The following is a 16079-nucleotide window of genomic DNA, read 5'->3' as shown; positions in this document are numbered from 1 at the left end:
AGGAAAGCGTAAGGATCGGCTTTTCGGTCTGGTTCGGGGTGTGTACTCAAGCTCGTGCCTTCCAGGGCACCCGTTCGGCAGGAAGCCGGCGGCCCGAAGTGCACTATCCCGTCTAATGGAGTTCCTCGTGCTTGACGTCGTTTATCTCGTGGGTGTCGTTGCCCTGTTCAGTGTGGTTGCCCTGATCGCTCGGGCGGTGGAGAAGCTGTGATCGTCTTCAACCTGATTGCGCTGGTCCTAGGCATCGCGGCCCTGGGTTATCTGGTCTACGCGCTCGTGCGCCCGGAGCGTTTCTGATGACCCTCGCCGCGGCTCTTCTGCCGCTGTTGACTGTTATCGTCGTCCTCGCCCTGCTGTACCGCCCGTTGGGTGATTACATGGCGCGGACCTTCACCAGCACGAAGGATCTCTGCGTGGAGCGGGGGTTCTACCGCGTGCTAGGCGTTGAACCGGCGTCGCACCAGTCGTGGCGCTCCTACCTGACCGGGGTGCTGGCTTTCTCGGCCGTGAGCGTCCTCCTCGTGTACCTGCTGCAGCGCACGCAGGCCCTGCTGCCCTACTCGCTCGGACTGCCGGCCGTCCCGGAGGGCCTGGCGTTCAACACGGCCGTCTCGTTCGTGACCAACACCAACTGGCAGTCCTACTCGCCGGAGGTCACCATGGGCTACGCCGTGCAGATGGCGGGCCTGGCGGCGCAGAACTTCGTCTCGGCCGCCGTCGGACTCGCGGTCGCCGTCGCGTTCGTGCGCGGCTTCGTGGCTCGTCGCAGTGCGACGCTCGGGAACTTCTGGGTGGATCTCACTCGCGCTCTCCTCCGCGTCCTCCTGCCGGGCGCGGTCATTGCGGCCCTGATCCTCCTCGCCGGCGGCGTGATCCAGAACGTCAACGGCTTCACGACCGTCACCACTATCACCGGCGGCGAACAGGTCATCCCGGGCGGCCCGGTGGCCTCGCAGGAGGCCATCAAGATGCTGGGGACCAACGGTGGAGGGTTCTTCAACGCCAACTCGGCGCATCCCTTCGAGAACCCCTCACCGTGGACCAGCGTGTTCCAGGTCATCCTCATGCTGGCCATCCCGTTCAGCCTGCCGCGCACTTTCGGCACAATGATCGGACAGCGCCGGCAGGGCTACGCCATCCTCAGTGCGATGTCCGTGATCTTCCTGCTGTCACTGACCGCGGTGACCCTGGCCGAACTGGCGGGGAACGGCACCGCCCCGCAGGCCGCGGGAGCCGCCATGGAGGGCAAGGAGCAGCGCTTCGGGATCGTCGGATCCGTCCTGTTCGGTTCTGCCAGTACGCTCACCTCCACCGGCGCCGTGAACTCGATGCATGACAGCTACACCGCGATCGGCGGGATGCTCCCGATGATCAACATGATGCTCGGCGAAGTCGCACCGGGTGGGGTGGGCTCGGGCCTGTACGGCATGCTGATCCTCGCGGTCGTCACCGTGTTCATCTCCGGACTCCTCGTCGGAAGGACGCCCGAATACCTGGGCAAGAAGATCGGCGCCCGCGAGATCAAGCTCGCGAGCCTCTACATCCTCACCATGCCCACCCTGGTCCTCGCCGGGACGGCCCTGAGTTTCGCCGTCCCTGCCCTCCGCGAGGACATCGACGGCACCTCGATCCTTAACCCCGGGCTTCACGGCCTGTCCGAGGTGCTGTACGCGTTCACGTCGGCCGCCAACAATAACGGCTCGGCGTTCGCGGGCCTGACGGCGAACACACCGTGGCTGAATACCGCGCTCGGTGTGGCGATGCTGCTGGGTCGCTTCGTGCCCATGGTCTTCGTCCTCGCCCTCGCAGGCGCGTTCGCCGCCCAAGACCGGGTTCCCGCCACCGCCGGCACCCTGCCCACGGACCGCATCCAGTCCACCACCCTCCTCGTCGGCGTCACCGTCGTCGTCACCGCCCTCACCTTCTTCCCCGTGCTCGCACTGGGTCCCCTTGCCGAAGGACTGCTCTAGACCATGTCCACCACCACCAAAACACCCGCCGTCAGCGACAGCGCCACCCGTCCGCCCACATCCCCACAAAAGGCCTCTGCGTTCTCCGCCGGACAGCTTGTTCAAGCCCTGCCGGGCGCGTTCCGCAAGCTCGATCCACGGGAGATGTTCCGCACGCCAGTCATGTTCATCGTCGAGGTGGGCGCGGTCCTCATCACCGCCATCGCCATCGCCGAACCGTTCATCGGCGGACCCGAGGCCTCGGGCGGCAGCGACGTCCCGGCGTCGTTCTCCTGGCTCATCGCCATCTGGCTATGGCTGACAGTTGTGTTCGCGAACCTCGCCGAGTCCGTCGCGGAGGGCCGCGGCAAGGCTCAGGCCTCCAGCCTCCGCCAGGCACAGACGGGCACGACGGCACGCGTGGTCCGAGATTATGCGCCCGACACCGATCCCGGTGCCCACCGCGCCCTGATCGCCGACGTCCCGTCCTCGGGCCTGGTGCTCGGGGACATCGTGGTGATCGAGGCAAACGGCCTCGTGCCGGGCGACGGCGAGATCATCTGGGGCATCGCCTCGGTAGACGAGTCCGCCATCACCGGCGAATCCGCTCCCGTCGTGCGCGAGTCCGGCGGTGACCGCTCCGCGGTGACCGGCGGGACGCGTGTCCTGTCGGACCGGATCGTCGTGCGCATCACAAGCCGGCCCGGTGACACCTTCGTGGACCGTATGATCCGCCTGGTGGAGGGCGCCGAACGCCAGAAGACCCCCAACGAGGTGGCGCTGAACATCCTGCTCGCCACCCTCTCCATCGTCTTCACCGTCGTGGTACTCACCGTCAATCCGATCGCCAGCTCCTCCAACGTCGCGGTCAGCGTGCCCGTCCTCGTGGCGCTGCTCGTCTGCCTGATCCCCACGACCATCGGCGCACTGCTCTCCGCGATTGGCATCGCCGGCATGGACCGGCTAGTGCAGCGCAACGTCCTGGCCATGTCCGGCCGCGCGGTCGAAGCAGCGGGCGATGTCACCACCCTGCTGCTCGACAAGACCGGCACCATCACCTACGGGAACCGGCGGGCGAGTGAGTTCATTACCGTCGCCGGGTCCGACCGCCACGAGTTGATCGCGGCTGCCGCGCAGTCCTCGCTCAGTGACCCGACACCAGAGGGCACCTCGATCGTGGACCTCGCGGTCACCGAGGGCTTCATCCGCGAGGAAGTGGACGGAGGGGTCGTTCCGTTCTCCGCGCAGACGAAGATGAGCGGCGTCGACTTCGTGAACGGTTCGAGTGTCCGGAAGGGCGCTGGTAGCGCCGTCCGTAAGTGGGTCACCGCCGCCTCGGGAGTCGTCGCTGCGGAGCTCGACGAGGCGGTGGACCGCATCTCCCAGCTGGGAGGGACTCCGCTCGTGGTCGCCGTCCGGGATACCACCGGTAAGGCCCGCGTCCTCGGCGTTGTGTACCTCAAGGACGTCGTGAAGGAAGGACTTCCCGAGAGGTTCGCGGAGCTCCGCACCATGGGCATCCGCACCGTCATGATCACCGGCGACAACCCGCTCACCGCCAAGGCCATCGCGGAGGAGGCCGGCCTGGACGACTACCTCGCCGAGGCCACACCCGAGGACAAGATGCGCCTCATCCGCAAGGAACAGGAGGGCGGGGCGCTCGTCGCCATGACCGGCGACGGCACAAACGACGCCCCGGCCCTCGCACTCGCGGATGTCGGGGTCGCAATGAACACCGGCACCTCCGCGGCCAAGGAGGCCGGGAACATGGTGGACCTCGACTCCGACCCCACGAAGCTCATCGACATCGTCCGCATCGGCAAGCAGCTGCTCATCACGCGCGGGGCCCTGACCACCTTCTCCATCGCGAACGACGTCGCGAAGTACTTCGCGATCATCCCAGCCATGTTCATCGGGGCGTTCCCGGCCCTCGCGGCACTCAACGTCATGCAGCTGCATTCGCCGTCCTCGGCGATCCTCTCCGCCGTGATCTTCAACGCGCTGATCATCATCGCGCTGATCCCGCTCTCGCTGAAGGGTGTGAAGTACCGGGCGGCCCCGGCGTCGAGCACCCTGAACCGGAATCTGCTCATCTACGGTCTCGGTGGGATCATCGCCCCGTTCATCGGCATCAAGGCCATCGACCTCCTGTTGTCCTTCATCCCCGGTTTCTGATCGTCCACCCCTGCCCTATCACCGCAAAGGCCCGTCATGAGTTCTTCTCGTAGTACCGCCCGCCAGCTCGGCACCGCCGTCCGGGCCCTCATCGTCCTGACCCTCGTCCTCGGCATCGGCTACCCGCTCGCCATCACAGGCATCGGCCAGCTGGCACTGAACGACCGCGCCAACGGGCAGCCGCTCATCCTCGACGGCGCCGCCGTCGGGTCCGCCCTGATCGGCCAGGGGTTCACCGACGCCGACGGCGCGGCCCTTCCTGAGTGGTTCCAGTCCCGTCCGTCCGCGGCCGGGGATGGGTACGACGGCGGCGGGTCCAGCGGCAGTAACCTCGGCCCCGAGAACCCCGACCTTGTCACGGCCGTCGAGGAGCGGCGGGCCGCCGTCGCCGAGCTCGAAGGCGTGAATCCGGCCACGGTTCCCGCAGATGCGCTCACAGCATCGGCGTCGGGGCTCGACCCGCACATCAGCCCCGCGTACGCGCAGCTGCAGGTGGCGCGCGTGGCCGCTGAACGTGGACTTGACGAGGCCGACGTCGAAGCCCTCGTGGGGGAGAACACGCAGGGCCCCGACCTCGGCTATCTCGGAGAGGCCTCGGTCAACGTGGTCGAGTTGAACATGGCCCTCGCGCAGCTGGACACTTAGGCCCATGACACGAGGCCGATTGAGGGTGTTCCTGGGAGCGGCACCCGGGGTGGGCAAGACCTACACGATGCTCGAGGAAGGCCGCCGGCTCCGTGGTGAGGGACGCGACGTCGTCGTCGCCGTCGTCGAGACGCACGGGCGTCGCGCCACTGAGGCCATGGCCGACGGGCTCGAGGTGCTGCCGCGCCGGACCGTGAATCACCGCGGCGTGCACCTCACCGACCTCGACCTCGAGGGTGTCCTGGCACGTCGCCCCGAGATCGCGCTCGTCGACGAACTCGCCCATACCAACGCGCCGGGAACCGGGCATGAGAAGAGATGGCAGGACGTCGAGGCGCTGCTCGACGCCGGGATTGACGTCATGAGCACCATCAACGTCCAGCACATCGAGTCCCTCAACGACGTCGTGGAACGCATTACCGGCGTGCCCCACCGGGAGACCATTCCCGATGAGGTGCTCCGGAGGGCCGACCAAGTGGAGGTGGTGGACCTGGCACCGGAGGCTCTGCGCGGGCGGCTCTCCAGTGGCTGCATCTATCCGTCGGGGCGAATCGACGCCGCGCTGTCCAACTATTTTCGGGTCGGCAATCTCACTGCGTTACGCGAACTCGCGCTCCTGTGGCTCGCCGACGAGGTCGACAGCGCACTGCAGCGGTACCGCGCCGAACAGGGCATTGACGACAAGTGGGAGGCACGCGAGCGGGTCGTCGTCGCGCTCACCGGCGGGCCGGAGGGCCGCACGCTGCTCCGCCGCGGGGCGCGGATCGCCTCGCGGTCCGCGGGAGGCCAGCTCCTGGCCGTGCATGTGACGAACCAGGACGGCCTGCGCGACGCCGATCCGGCAGAGCTCGCCGCCCAGCGGGCCCTCGTGCAAAAGCTCGGTGGTACCTACCACGAAGTGGTGGGCGATCAGACGTCAAAGGCCCTCGTGGACTTTGCCAAGGGCGCCAACGCCAGCCAGCTCGTCATCGGCGTCAGCCGACGCTCACGTCTTGCGGCGCTGTTCACCGGGCCTGGGATCGGCGCCACGGTGATCCGGGAGTCGGGCGAGATCGACGTGCACATGGTCACTCATGCGGCGGCCGGCCGCAGGTTCGCGCTGCCGCACGCCGGCGGGGCACTGTCGTGGCGGCGTCGGGCGCTCGGTGCCCTGGTGGCTCTGGTCGGCGGTCCGCTGCTGACACTGCTGCTGACACTTCTCCAGTCTGAGGAGTCCATCACCGGGGACGTCCTCAGCTACCAGCTGCTGGTGATCGTGGTCGCCCTGATCGGCGGCATCTGGCCCGCGCTGTTCGCCGCCGTCCTATCCGGGCTGACACTGGATTTCTTCTTCATCGACCCGGTCCGAACTCTCACCATCGGCGAGCCGGCGCACTTCACTGCGCTCATTCTCTACATCGTCAACGCCGTCCTGGTCAGCTACGTCGTCGATCAGGCTGCGCGTCGCACCCGGGCAGCGTCGCGCGCCGCCGCTGAATCCGAGCTACTCGCGACCATAGCGGGAGGGGTGCTCCGCGGGCAGGACACGCTGCAGGCACTGGTCACCCGGACCCGGGAGGCCTTCGGGCTCGACACCGTACAGCTGCGGCTGGCCGACGGGACCCTGCTGAGCAAGGCCACCTCCCTGCCCCCATCGCCCGGGCAGGCCGATCCAGTAACTGTCCCCGTGGGCGAACGTGCAGTCCTGGAACTCGTTGGCCGGCCTCTGGCAGCTGCGGACAGGAGACTCCTCGCCGTCATCACAACCCAATTGGACACAGCCCTCGAGTACCGGGATCTGTCCCGGGCCGCGAGTAAAATAGGCCCCCTCGCCGAGGCCGACCGGGTACGCACGGCCCTGCTGGCCGCCGTCGGGCACGATCTCCGCCGCCCCCTCACCGCCGCAACCACTGCCGTCACAAGTCTCCGATCAGCCAACATCACCTTTTCCCCGCACGAGCAGGGCGCACTCCTGGAGACCGCCGAACAGAGCCTCGGAACCCTGTCGAACCTCGTGACCGACCTGCTCGACGCCAGCCGTATCCAGGCCGGAGTGCTCGGCATCGTGCTGGAGTCCATGCGGCCCGAAGACGTCATCCTCCCCGCACTTGAGGAGCTCGACCTCGGCCCGGGTGAAATCGAACTCGACTTACCTGCCGAGCCGCAGCTACTCCTTGCCGATGCCGTCCTGTTGCAGCGCGTGCTCGTGAACCTGCTGTCCAACGCCATCCGATACGCCAGCCACGGGGAACCACCGGTACTGTCGGTGAGCGATTTCGGCGGGCGAACAGAACTACGCATCATCGACAGCGGACCCGGCATCCCGGACAACCGGAAAGACCAGGTACTCATGCCCTTTCAACGGCTGGGAGACACCGACAATGACACCGGCCTCGGGCTTGGTATGGCCCTTTCTAAGGGCTTCGTCGAAGGCATGGGCGGTCGGCTGAGCCTCGAAGACACCCCCGGGGGCGGACTTACCTCCGTGGTATCACTGCGGCGCGCACCACAACCGGACGAGGCACTACACGCTGGGAACAGTGTCGGAGCGGCATGAAAGTCCTCATCGCCGACGACGACCCGCAGATCCTGCGGGCACTCAACATCACGTTCACGGCGTCGGACTACGACGTCGTCCCAGCCGCCGATGGGGCTGCAGCCCTGCGGCGCGCGGCCGAGCACCACCCCGACATCGTGGTGCTGGACCTCGGCATGCCCCATCTCAGCGGCATCGACGTCATTCATGGGCTGCGCGGCTGGAGCACGGTACCGATCCTCGTGATCTCCGGGCGGACGGACTCGATCGATAAGGTGCAGGCACTCGACGCCGGGGCGGATGACTACGTCACCAAACCGTTTCTCACGGACGAGCTGCTCGCCCGGGTGCGGGCCCTCACCCGGCGGCGCCTACCCGCACAGGATGAAGCAGTCATGAGCTTCGGAGACGTGCGCGTGGACCTTGCCGCCAAATCCGTGACCAGGACCACCGACGGCACCTCCATCCACCTCACGCGCACCGAATGGCGGCTGTTCGAAGCGTTGCTGCTGAATGCCGGGCGGCTTGTAGCCCAGGAGAACCTGCTGACCGAGGTATGGGGTCCGGAGCATGTCCGCGACTCCGGGTACCTCCGCCTCTACATCCGTCAACTGCGTAAAAAACTCGAGCCGGACCCGAGCACACCCCGATACCTACTGACAGAAGCGGGAATGGGATACCGGTTCATCGGGAACGGCCCCTAATCGCATGGCAACTGAGACAGTGGAGCTGCTCTTCAACAGGTAAGGACGGGATGACTCCACCAATCTCCTGCCCGAACAGCGCGAAAGCCCCCTGAATGGTGAACAGACCGCAGCGGAAGCCACTGACGGGAGTATCAAGAACGTGTGGGACGCGAGAGGGGTGCTACCCATCGGGCAGCACCCCTCTCGCCTTTCCCTGATGCGTCCGGCCCGGCACTACCTGTGAGCCTCAGAGGGTGCCGGTCAGGACGGGAGGGAGCTAGATGCGGTGTGCACCATCGGCGCCACCGCTGGTGCGGCGAGTGGTCTGAGCCTTGGCCTGCTGTGCCTTGCCCTTGAGCTGCTGACCAGCCGACGGTGCAGCGTCAGCGTGAGCCTTGATCTTGGGGGCTTCCTCCTCGGCCTTGTTCAAGTAGCCTTCCCACCGCTTGGACATGGGGCCGATGAGCCCACCTCCGACACCGACGACGATGACTCCGACGACGGCCGAAAGGACCGCGATCAGGATCGGGGTGGTGACTGTCGTTGCGATCTCGACCTGGTTCAGGGCTGCGATGATGCCGATGCCGAGGATGAAGATGCTGGCGATGTTCGCGAGGACCTTGCCGTAGGACAGGCCGCCGAGGGCGTTCTGGATCAGTGACTTCACGGCTGCGGCGATAGCGGCGGCGATGACGACGATGACGATCGCGACGATGATCTTGGGCAGGAACGCGATGATGCCGGCCAGCAGGTCACTGACGGGGTTCGGCCCGAAGACACCGAAGGCGAACTGCAGGACGAACAGGACCAGGAAGTAGTACACGATCTTGGAGACGATGTCGCTGGCGTCCAGTGAGGACTGGGCGAGGGCTTTCTTCACGCCACCGCGTTCCACGACACGGTCGAAGCCGACCTTCTCCAGGAGTTTGTCCAGGGCCTTGGAAATCACTTTCGCGATGATCAGGCCCACGATGAGGATGACGAGGAACAGGACGAGCTTGGGTACGAATTCGATCACGGTCGCCAGACCGGATCGCAGTGTTTCTTCCATGGGTGCTCCTTGAAGCGAGTGGGGAGCCGGGTTCAGGGCGCCCCCACGCGCCACCAGCAGCTATCGAGATCACAGTAGGGGGCCGATCCTTGCAAAGCAAGCAGGCTTACTATAAGACTGCTTATGGAGTTGGTAGCGTCGGCGACAGACCACTACGCGCGTTACGCAGATTCTCGCTTCCCATCGTGACCGGGCATTTGGCCCGGCTCAACCCAGAAGGAATTCCATGCTTAAGCAAAACGATATCGACAGCATCCTCTCCGGCAACGGCCACGTCCTGGACAGCAACGGCGCCAAGGTCGGCTCCGTCGTCCAGGTCTACCTGGACGACCAGACCGGCGACCCGAGTTGGGTGACGATCAAGACCGGGCTGTTCGGCACCTCGGAGTCCTTTGCACCCCTGCAGGGCGCGAACGTCAACGGCGACGACGTGACCATCGCCTACACCAAGGAGCAGGTCAAGGACGCACCCCGAGTCGAGTCCGACGGCCAGATCAGCCCCGAGGAAGAGGACCGCCTCTACCGCCACTACGAGATCTCCGGACACGTGGACCACACCGAAAACTCGGACCGCTCGGACCGGACGGATGCTGCCACCACGGGTAGAACTGACGGTGATTTCCTTGACAACGACAGGGACACCACCAACACCTCGACGACCACCACGACCGGCGATAGGACTGGCACGACTGCTGGTACGAACGGATTTGAGCCTGGCTTCCAGGACGGCGACGAGCGTCATGATCGTAAGGACACCGTTGGTCACGACACCTCCGGCCCGACCACTGATGACGCGATGACCCGCTCGGAGGAGCAGCTTCACGTCGGCACCGAGCGCCGCGAAACCGGTAAGGCTCGCCTGCGCAAGTATGTCGTTACCGAGACGGTCACCCAGACCGTCCCGGTCACCCACGAAGAGGTCCGTGTCGAGCGCGAGCCCATCACCGACGCCAACCGTGGCGACGCCTACGACGGTCCCGCGATCAGCGAGGAGGAGCACGAAGTCGTGCTCCACGCTGAGCGTCCCGTCGTGGAAAAGGAAGCCGTCGCTGTTGAGCGTGTCCGCCTCGACAAAGAGACCGTCACCGACCAGGAGACTGTCACCGATGAGGTGCGCAAGGAACAGATCGACTTCATCGACGACACAACCGATGGAACGACCACCGATGGTAACGACACCACGGGTCGCCGCCACTAATACCTCGGGGTCGATTACCTGATTGGCCGTCTGCACTGTTTGTGGAGGGATGCTGCGCATGCAGTGTCCCTCCACTTGCGTGTGAGGCCCGGTCGGAGCGTGGCATCGGCATGCCCGAGCAACGCGGATGCGACCCTTCGAAGCGCCGCCAACGCGCCCGTGGTCGTTGTCGTCGTCTGGGAGGACAATGCTAGACCCCGTAGCCGGCTGAACCTTGCCAGTCGTCATGTAATGCTGCGGGTCGAGCAGTTCCTACCGGATTCCGCTGATCGGCTGACTGGTGGGGTGTGGGCGGGGGGGTTCCCTCGATGGAGAGGATAGTGATGTCGATCGTCCCGACGAGTAGGCCGCTACGTTCGATGGTGTCGGCGGTGAGTTCCTGAAGCTTTTCGGAGAGGGCCAGTGCCGGGTGGGCGATGTCGGTCGCGATGTCGATGTGAGCGTTGACCACGGTGCCGGCGAGAGTGAGGGTTAGTCCGTCGGTGACGGAGACGGACGGATCATCAAGGTTCTTCGCGAAGGTTTGTTGGACCACTGCGACAGAGGCGAGTTTCAGTCGCTGAATGGTGCTGCGCACGGTAGGTTCCAGGCGTAGCAGGCCCGGCTGGGCGAGCAGGGCTGTTCGCAGGTTCTCTGCGATGAGGTCGAGGTCGACGATCCGGGCGTCCAGGGCCTGATCAGAGGCCTGATCAGAGGCTCGAGGGGATATGTAAGGGGAAGGCTGGGTCGAGGGCTGGTCAGACATCGTAAAGGTCCTCCACTACGAAATCGATCTGCTTCATGGTGATCGCGGTCTGGCTTCGCACGATGGCGCCGACACGTTCCCTCAGGGCCACCATCGCCTCCGGGATCTTCATCGTGGATCTGATCGCGACCTGCAGGGTGATGCGGACGTCGGTGACGTCGACGGGGTCGCTTGAGGGAGGGCGTTTCCCGTCGGGTCCGGTGGTGCTGATGGTGCAGCGGCGTGCGTGGATCCCGGGGACGGTCGAGGCCGCGAAGCGGATCAGAGCGGTCAGTGCTTGTTCGCTGATGTCGATGGCACCGTATTTGGTGGTGCGCAGCGGGGCTCTGCGGCCACGGCGTATCTCTGAACGGGCGACCATCATGATCGCTTCCCTAACACGGTTGCCTGGTTGCAGATCGGGGTCGGTGCGGTCACGCTCCAGCATGGTTTCGGTGACGGATGCGAGGTGGTGCAGGGAGGCGCGGGCGCTGCGGCAGTCCTCGCAGTGCTGTTCGTGGGCTGAGGGTGGCTCGTCGATATGCGCCCACAGGTCATCGAGGTCCCTACCGCAGCCGAGGCGTGGGCGGTCCTCCTGGGCACGATCGTCGCGGTTCTGGTCGTCGTTCATCGCCATGGTTCCATCCCTTCTGCCAACAAGCGTTTCGCGCGGGCGATCCGGCCGCGAACGGTACTTTCGGGGACCTGCACGATGGCAGCTATCTCCGCGTATGAAAACTCGTGGACTTCGCGCAGCAGCCAGCAGGCGCGCGGCCCGGGCGGCAGCGTCTGTAGGACTTCAGCCAGCGCACGCATCTGTGACTGGGTCTCATAGTCCTGGGCCGGATCCAGTGGAGCGCCTGCTCCGATGGTATTCCTTCCCCCGGACGGGCCCGCCTGGCCCTCGTCCTGATCGGAGCCGAGGTCTGCTGTCGGATCTGCGGAGCGTCGTTGTCGTCGCCGGAGTTCATCGAGACACTTGTTCGTCGCTGTGCGGTACAGCCACGGGATGAAGGCCTGCGGCACCGTCAGCTTCGGCAGGCTCCGCCAAGCGGTGATGAACGTTTCCTGCACAATGTCTTCAGCTTCGGAGCGATCATTGAGCATCCGCAGACACAACCGGAAAATTCCGCCCTGGTAGGCGGAGATCAACCAGTCGAAAGCCTCCAGATCCCCATCCTGCGCCCGGGACAAGATCGTCAGTTCGTCGAGTTCCTCGACACCCGGCACCGACCATCGCTCAGGTGAGTCGAATTCAGGTTCACCGGGTGTATCGGTGGGAGAACCTGTGACGCGAGCTCCAGCAGGCTCCACCGCAGTGACGGGCTCGCTACCTTCCGGGATGGGGCGCTCACCCGTGCCGGATGAACCGATCTGAATGTCAGAGGCCGGTTTGTCAGCGGTGTCAGATGCTGTGCTGTTCTCCACGGGACCAGGTGGTTGGTGTTCATGTCCAAAGCGTTCAGGCAGAACCGCGGGGGTCGGGTCTTTGGTTGCAGGACTGGACGCGATGAGAGCACCGGTATCCGTCGCGTCGGCAAGAACGAGGTCCTCAAGAGCAGGAACATCATCGGCCGTCACCTGATCAGAAGCCGCGTCGGTAGGGCGCTGCACCATCACGTCAGGCCCACCTCCGGGATCCGGTTGTATGTGCTCATCGGTCTCGGCGTATTTGTCGTGCTCGTCGTGCTCGTCGTGGCGCACGCAGCCCCTTTCCTTCGTCAATGAGGTCCGTGATCAGTGCGCCCCGCCCCCGACTTCTTCGCCCGATTCCTTGGATGAACTTTTCATATCAGGCTCTGTGCGAGGGACGTGGGCTACGTATAGGGAAATTGCCGTGGAGACCGTGCCCAGACTAAGCCACGTCCGACCTGCGATGGATCCACCTCGCAGAACGTCCCAGAGAGCCGGTTCGATGCTTGATCAGCACACGGTCGGTACGCAATCACTTGTCTGTATAAGTGGTGGAGTGCGGGCTCCACCCGGTCAGGGCGCTTGTCGCCCTCACGGCTGTCAACGTGTGGTCGGGGAAAGGTCCTCGACGTGGGCTTCACAACCATTCCGAAAATACTTCGCGGCTGGGCGTGACGAATCGCCGGGACGGGCGTCTTTACCTACGTACGCATCAGCTTCCCCATACTTTTCGAGGAGATTTCCCCCATGGCTAACACCACCGCGTCCGTCGTTCCCGCTACCGGCGAGGAGCAGAAGCGTCAGGCCGAGCAGCAGGCGAAGAACACCGAGCAGTCACGCAATGTCGGCCCGCTGCAGACCGACCAGGGCAACACCACCGTCGCAGACACCGTCGTACAGAAGATCGCCGGCCTCGCCGCCCGCGAAGTTCCCGGCGTCTACGCCATGGGCAGCGCCGGCCGTCGCGCCTTCAGCAGCCTCTCCGAGCGCATCCCCGGATCCCAGACCAACGTCAGCGGCGGCGTCAGCGTCGAAAAGGGAGAGCGCCAGGCAGCCATCGACCTCAGCATCGTCGTCGAGCACGGCGCATCCATCGTCGACGTCAGCGAGATGATCCGCCGCAACGTCATCGATTCCGTCGAGGGAACCACCGGCCTCGAGGTCCTTGAAGTGAACATCAACGTCACCGACGTCCACCTCCCCGAGGACGACCAGAAGGACGACAACGACTCCGCACGCACCGAACTCCAGTAGTACCCAGTAACGCCCAGCATTTCCCAGCAACTCCGGGCAGTAACTCCGCTCGTCTCATACCGCTGGGCACTGCTGGACACCGTCAGGTAAGACCGGATAAGGCCAGACAACGCTGGTCGTCCCGGGCTGCTGATGGATAGCACTGAGCAGTGCCGGCGATGTCGGGTAGCAGGGCACCGCAGGCCGTGAGCTCGACGAACAGTCCCGGAACGGGATCGTTTCGGACAGCTCACGGCCGCGGTCCCCCTGCTTTTCCCTTGCTCCACCACAGCACCCCTTTTGTACTGCAGCTTTTCACTGCAGCACCCCCCTTTTGTACTGCACCTTTTCACTGCAGCACCCACATTCTTGAGAGGCACGATTATGAGTACGACAGCTATGGGCCTGGTGGCCGGTCTTGTCCTGGGTTGGGCCGCCGCGTTCGGTGGTTTCGGCGAGTTCCTCACCGTCGCCGTGTTCGGCGCCCTGGGGCTCCTCGTTGCCCGTGTCATCGACGGCAAGATCGATCTGGGCGCCCTGACCGGACGTTCCTCCACCCGCCGATGACCGGCAACCCCGAAGCGCATACCCCTGTCCGGCAGGGTCTCTACACCGTCAGCGGCGACACCCCCCTCCGGGGCAACACACCCGGCAGTGTGAACGACAGTCGGAACGACACTGGGAACGACACTGACAGCACTGATGCCTCTGGTGGCCGGGCTGCCGCCGAGGACCGTGGGACGCTGACGATCGCCGAGAAGGTCATCGAGAAGATCGCTGGCCAGATCGCGGCAGACACCGCCGGGGTGCATGGCTCCAGCGGAGGGTTCCTCGGCATCGGATCCCATGACGACGAAGATGCCCGACCCAAAGTCACAGCTGAACTCCACGGCCGCATCGTCTCCCTTCATGTCCGCGCGGGAGTGCGGTATCCGACCCCGTTACGCTCGACCACCGAGCACCTGCGCGAACGAATCCGCTCCCAGGTCAGCGAGCAGTGCGGCGTCGACGTGCGCCAGGTCGACATCGACATCACCTCACTGGTCACCAGAACTGACCGATCCGGTCGAAGGGAACTTCAATGAGCACCCGCTCCCAATCACTGCGACGCCGCTCAGGCCGGTCGCTGCCAGCCACCCTCACCGCCGTCGTCCTTCTCGCCTTGGCCGGAGTGGGCGCATGGGTCGGCATCAGCCGGCTCCTCAGCGGCACATGGCCGAGTTTCCTGGCACTTATCCGCCAGAGCCTCTCCAGCCTCACCTGGGCCAGTCCTGCCCTCTGGGCCGCGGCGATCATCCTCGCCATCCTTGGGCTGATCCTGCTGCTCGCTGCGATCCTGCCGGGACAGCACACCACTTTGACCCTGACGAATCCCGACGGAACCGACCCGCACACCGCCGAGACCGTGATCAGCCGCCGGGGAGTCGCGAAACTCGCCAGCGAACACCTCGACCAGGCCGACGGCGTGGACTCAGCGTCCGTCACGGCGACCGCGAAAAAGATCACCGCGCTGGTGCGCACTCCCCTCCACGACGCGCCCGAACTGTCGGACAAACTCACCCGGTCCCTCAAGCGCCGTCTCGAGCAGGTCGGCGTGGACCCCTCGCCCCGGGTCGTCGTCCGCGTCAGGACCACCCCGTGACACCTCCAGCGCTCCCCCGTCACCCCGTTACCTGCTCAGCGACACCCGGAAGGACAACACCATGAGGCACACCGCGGGCGGCCTGAACCGCACCTGGCTGCTGATCATCGGACTGGTGGCACTACTGCTCGGTCTCGCCGGGATCCTGCTGGCCTCCGGCACCGCGGCGCCCCTGACCTCGGCCGTCAATCCCGGGCTGCAACCCGCTGACCCCCAGGAGCGGATCCTTCCCGAGGGATTCCAGGACATGTTCGCCTCGAACGGGGCAGCCCTCCTGGTCACCATCGCCGCAGTCATCATCGGGCTGCTGGCCCTGGCATGGTTGCTGGCACAGATCCCGAAGCGACAGCAGGCACGAACCTTCCGCCTCCACGCCGAGGACGCCACTGACGGCCGCACCCGGTGCGAACCACGTGTCATCGCTGACGCGGTCGAGACCGACGTCGAAAAAATCTACGGTGTGACCGGAGCATCCGCACTACTCCGGGGAAGCGCAACGCAGCCCGAACTGAACCTCGACGTCAAAGTCGACCCCCGCTCCGACATCCGCGACGTCATAAACCAGATCCACAGCCTCATCGCGCCGAACCTCGAGACCGCACTGGAAACCCCCTTGCGCAAAACCGCGGTACTGATCAACGTCTCCGCACCCAAGACCAACAACAAGACCGTCGTGCTCTAACCCCGCATCCGCCGGGCCCAGGTATCCACCGGGCCCGGCAATCGCTACTCCCCGGCCACCTCTACGTATCCCCGCTGGTCAGGTCTCTGCCCGTACTGCAGGCATTCCCACCATCGACGGCTGAGGGGACGTCACACCCTCTGGTGAAAACACTTCGACTCACGCA

16 protein-coding genes are annotated in these 16079 nt (G+C 65.3%); 12 read left to right on the top strand and 4 right to left on the bottom strand.

Annotated elements, in window-relative coordinates; genetic code table 11:
* The first annotated feature begins 207 nt into the window (after positions 1-207).
* The 6 genes from kdpF to ACTIMO_RS16320 are packed head-to-tail and all read left to right on the top strand — an operon-like array spanning position 208 to position 7988.
* Positions 208-297 (top strand): K(+)-transporting ATPase subunit F, encoded by a 90-nt coding sequence (gene kdpF / locus ACTIMO_RS16345; RefSeq protein ID WP_055770995.1) that lies wholly within the window; start codon positions 208-210, stop codon positions 295-297.
* Positions 297-1970, top strand: a complete 1674-nt coding sequence (gene kdpA / locus ACTIMO_RS16340) for a potassium-transporting ATPase subunit KdpA (RefSeq protein ID WP_448183077.1) — start codon at positions 297-299, stop codon at positions 1968-1970. Before kdpF ends, kdpA begins: the two co-directional genes overlap by 1 nt.
* 3 nt (positions 1971-1973) lie before the next feature.
* Positions 1974-4124, top strand: coding sequence for a potassium-transporting ATPase subunit KdpB (gene kdpB / locus ACTIMO_RS16335; RefSeq protein WP_448183076.1), 2151 nt, complete (start codon positions 1974-1976; stop codon positions 4122-4124).
* Between the two features lie 36 nt (positions 4125-4160).
* A complete protein-coding gene (gene kdpC, locus ACTIMO_RS16330; RefSeq protein WP_448183075.1) occupies positions 4161-4769 on the top strand; it encodes a potassium-transporting ATPase subunit KdpC in 609 nt (202 codons plus the stop codon).
* 4 nt (positions 4770-4773) lie between these two features.
* Positions 4774-7305, top strand: coding sequence for a DUF4118 domain-containing protein (locus ACTIMO_RS16325; protein ID WP_448183074.1), 2532 nt, complete (start codon positions 4774-4776; stop codon positions 7303-7305).
* Positions 7302-7988 (top strand): response regulator, encoded by a 687-nt coding sequence (locus tag ACTIMO_RS16320; protein ID WP_448183073.1) that lies wholly within the window; start codon positions 7302-7304, stop codon positions 7986-7988. The genes ACTIMO_RS16325 and ACTIMO_RS16320 overlap by 4 nt, the downstream gene beginning before the upstream one ends.
* 259 nt (positions 7989-8247) lie before the next feature.
* On the opposite strand, the gene ACTIMO_RS16315 is transcribed toward ACTIMO_RS16320, so the two are convergent.
* Positions 8248-9021, bottom strand: a complete 774-nt coding sequence (locus ACTIMO_RS16315) for a membrane protein (RefSeq protein WP_448183072.1) — start codon at positions 9019-9021, stop codon at positions 8248-8250.
* Positions 9022-9247: 226 nt separating this feature from the next.
* Here ACTIMO_RS16315 and ACTIMO_RS16310 point away from each other — a divergent pair, with 226 nt between their 5' ends.
* Positions 9248-10219: a DUF2382 domain-containing protein gene (locus ACTIMO_RS16310; RefSeq protein WP_448183071.1), complete on the top strand. Its 972-nt coding sequence runs from the start codon at positions 9248-9250 to the stop codon at positions 10217-10219.
* A 190-nt stretch (positions 10220-10409) separates the two neighbouring features.
* On the opposite strand, the gene ACTIMO_RS16305 is transcribed toward ACTIMO_RS16310, so the two are convergent.
* From ACTIMO_RS16305 to ACTIMO_RS16295, 3 genes are read right to left on the bottom strand one after another with little or no spacing between them, the layout of a single operon-like run.
* Positions 10410-10964 (bottom strand): hypothetical protein, encoded by a 555-nt coding sequence (locus ACTIMO_RS16305; protein WP_448183070.1) that lies wholly within the window; start codon positions 10962-10964, stop codon positions 10410-10412.
* On the bottom strand, positions 10957-11580 hold the full coding sequence (locus ACTIMO_RS16300; protein WP_448183069.1) for a hypothetical protein: 624 nt from the start codon (positions 11578-11580) through the stop codon (positions 10957-10959). The genes ACTIMO_RS16305 and ACTIMO_RS16300 overlap by 8 nt, the downstream gene beginning before the upstream one ends.
* On the bottom strand, positions 11571-12647 hold the full coding sequence (locus ACTIMO_RS16295) for an RNA polymerase sigma factor (RefSeq protein WP_448183068.1): 1077 nt from the start codon (positions 12645-12647) through the stop codon (positions 11571-11573). The genes ACTIMO_RS16300 and ACTIMO_RS16295 overlap by 10 nt, the downstream gene beginning before the upstream one ends.
* A 456-nt stretch (positions 12648-13103) precedes the next feature.
* Here ACTIMO_RS16295 and ACTIMO_RS16290 point away from each other — a divergent pair, with 456 nt between their 5' ends.
* The 5 genes from ACTIMO_RS16290 to ACTIMO_RS16270 all read left to right on the top strand — a co-directional run bounded on the left by ACTIMO_RS16290 (position 13104) and on the right by ACTIMO_RS16270 (position 15913).
* Positions 13104-13610, top strand: coding sequence for an Asp23/Gls24 family envelope stress response protein (locus tag ACTIMO_RS16290; RefSeq protein WP_448183067.1), 507 nt, complete (start codon positions 13104-13106; stop codon positions 13608-13610).
* A 363-nt stretch (positions 13611-13973) separates the two neighbouring features.
* A complete protein-coding gene (locus tag ACTIMO_RS16285) occupies positions 13974-14156 on the top strand; it encodes a hypothetical protein (RefSeq protein ID WP_448183066.1) in 183 nt (60 codons plus the stop codon).
* Positions 14153-14674 carry an Asp23/Gls24 family envelope stress response protein gene (locus tag ACTIMO_RS16280; protein WP_448183065.1) on the top strand — a complete coding sequence of 174 codons (522 nt, stop codon included), beginning with the start codon at positions 14153-14155 and terminating at the stop codon, positions 14672-14674. The genes ACTIMO_RS16285 and ACTIMO_RS16280 overlap by 4 nt, the downstream gene beginning before the upstream one ends.
* The gene (locus tag ACTIMO_RS16275) at positions 14671-15231 is read left to right on the top strand and encodes a DUF6286 domain-containing protein (RefSeq protein WP_448183064.1); all 561 of its coding nucleotides are present in this window, start codon (positions 14671-14673) and stop codon (positions 15229-15231) included. The genes ACTIMO_RS16280 and ACTIMO_RS16275 overlap by 4 nt, the downstream gene beginning before the upstream one ends.
* A gap of 61 nt (positions 15232-15292) precedes the next feature.
* On the top strand, positions 15293-15913 hold the full coding sequence (locus ACTIMO_RS16270) for a hypothetical protein (RefSeq protein WP_448183063.1): 621 nt from the start codon (positions 15293-15295) through the stop codon (positions 15911-15913).
* The last annotated feature ends 166 nt before the right edge of the window (positions 15914-16079 follow it).

Source organism: Arthrobacter sp. CP30, assembly GCF_053470025.1.
Note: the sequence above shows the minus strand (reverse complement) of the source record. Positions and strands in the feature narration are given on the sequence as shown.